Source organism: Streptomyces sp. KLMMK, assembly GCF_036961605.1.
Classification (GTDB): domain Bacteria; phylum Actinomycetota; class Actinomycetes; order Streptomycetales; family Streptomycetaceae; genus Streptomyces; species Streptomyces telluris.
The window spans coordinates 1-2,109 of record NZ_JBAMDC010000653.1 but is presented as its reverse complement, the minus strand read 5'-3'; the positions used below and the strand labels follow the sequence as shown (position 1 = coordinate 2,109).

At 71.7% G+C, this 2,109-nt stretch carries 2 protein-coding genes; one reads left to right on the top strand and one right to left on the bottom strand.

Annotation, left to right across the window (positions count from 1 at the left end; translation table 11 throughout):
* Positions 1–1,387: proline--tRNA ligase (gene proS, locus V7793_RS36765; protein ID WP_336014024.1), on the bottom strand; the 1,387-nt coding region annotated here is incomplete at its 3' end.
* Positions 1,388–1,684: 297 nt separating this feature from the next.
* Here proS and V7793_RS36760 point away from each other — a divergent pair.
* On the top strand, positions 1,685–2,109 hold a 425-nt coding region (locus tag V7793_RS36760; RefSeq protein ID WP_336014023.1), incomplete at its 3' end, for a class I SAM-dependent methyltransferase.

The following is a 2,109-nucleotide window of genomic DNA, read 5'->3' as shown; positions in this document are numbered from 1 at the left end:
TGCCCGGGGCGTCGTCCGCCTCCGGCACCGAGCCGTCCTCGGCCACCAGGCAGCGGACGGACACGGCCTGCTCGGCCAGCTTGGCCTCGCCCTCCGGGCCCAGGTCGGCCCAGCGGATCCGCGCCCAGCCGCCGGCCACGGCGGCCTCGGCGGCCTCCTCGATCGTCGTCACGTCGGTCGTACGGGCCTCGCGGCGCTCGCGCGACTGGCTCAGCAGCAGGGCCTGGTCCTCCTCGAGGACCTTCGGCAGCAGCCCGACGAGCTCCTCGAGACGGACCGGCTCCTTGCCGCCCGGGATGCGGCGGGCCAGCATCGCGGTGCCGTTCTCGAGGTCGCGCGGGCCGACCTCGATGCGCACCGGGACGCCCTTGAGCTCCCAGTCCACGGCGCGGCGGCCGAACGGCGTGTCGGTGCGGTCGTCGACCTGCACCCGGATCCCGGCGGCCTTCAGCTGGTCGCCGATCTCGCGCACCTTGGCGATGACGGCGTCGTCGCCCTTGATCGCGAGGACGACGACCTGGACCGGCGCCAGGCGCGGCGGCACGCGCAGGCCGCTGTCGTCGCCGTGCGACATGATCAGACCGCCCACCATGCGGGTGGAGACGCCCCAGGACGTCTGCCACACCAGCTCTTGGTGGCCGTCCTTGGACAGGTACGAGGTGTTGAAGGCCTTGGCGAAGTTCTGGCCCAGCTCGTGGCTGGTGCCCAGCTGCAGCGCCTTGCCGTCGCCCATCATGCCCTCGAGGGTGAGGGTGTTGATCGCGCCCGCGAAGCGCTCCTTGGCCGTCTTGCGGCCCAGGACGACGTCGATGCCCAGGACGTTGACCATGAAGTCGTAGTAGACGTCGCGGTGGATGCGGGCGGCGTAGTCGCGCGCGTCCTCGTACGTGGCGTGCGCCGTGTGGCCCTCCTGCCAGAGGAACTCGCTCGTGCGCAGGAAGACGCGCGGACGCATCTCCCAACGGACCACGTTGGCCCACTGGTTGATCAGCAGGGGCAGGTCGCGGTAGCTCTGCACCCACTTGGAGAAGTACTCGTTGATGATCGTCTCGGAGGTGGGACGGACGACGACCGGCTCCTCCAGCTCCTTGCCGCCGCCGTGTGTGACGACCGCGAGCTCGGGGGCGAAGCCCTCGACGTGCTCGGCCTCGCGGGTCAGGTACGACTGCGGGATGAAGAGGGGGAAGTACGCGTTGGAGGCGCCCGCGTCCTTGATGCGCGCGTCCATCTCCTGCTGCATCCGCTCCCAGAGCCCGTACCCGTACGGTCGGATGACCATGGTGCCGCGCACCGGGCCGTTGTCGGCCAGCTCGGCCTTGTTGATCAAGTCCTGGTACCAGCGCGGGAAGTCGTCCGCCTGGGGGGTGAGAATGGGAGCCTTTGCCATGGTGCGAATGGTACGGGGCCGATCCGTCGGAGCGTGAATCCGCTCCCCTCGCCCCGCCCCGCGCCCTTCGTACGCCGCCCCCGGCGGGTCCGCGCCCCCTTGCGGCGCCCGTGCGGATGCGCCCGGCACATGCCATCGTGGGCGTACGAGAACGTGCCGGCGCCTTCCACTGGACTCGGGAACGGATGCGCAGTTCCCTGGCACAAGGGGGTGCTTTCTCCAGCAGTGCGCACGGCAGTACACGGGGGGCGGCGGATCGGGCATGCACACGTCTCTCGGCGGATTGGGGCGCTTTCCATGACACCTACGCTCGTACGGCGGCACCGGCCGTCCTCTTCGTCGCCCGAGTCTCGGGCCCGCGACTGGGCGGAAATCCAGGAACGGATGCTGGTGCCGCTCTACGAAGCGGTGTACGAGCGCCTGGAGGTCGGCTCCGGCACCAGGCTGCTCAGCCTGGGCTGCGGCTCCGGCCTGGCCCTGCTCATGGCGGCGTCCCGCGGCGCCGCGGTCTCCGGCGTGGACCCGGACGGGCGCCGGCTCGCCCTCGCCCGCGAGCGGCTGCTGCCCGAGGGCGCCGGCGCCGCGCGCCTGGGGCACGGGGCCCCCGAAAGCGTCATGGACGCCGGTTCCCCGTCCTTCAACCTCGTCACCGCCTTCGACCCGCTGTACTGCGCGGGCGGCAGTGCCCAGGGCATGGCCACGGCGCTGGCCCGGGCCGCCTC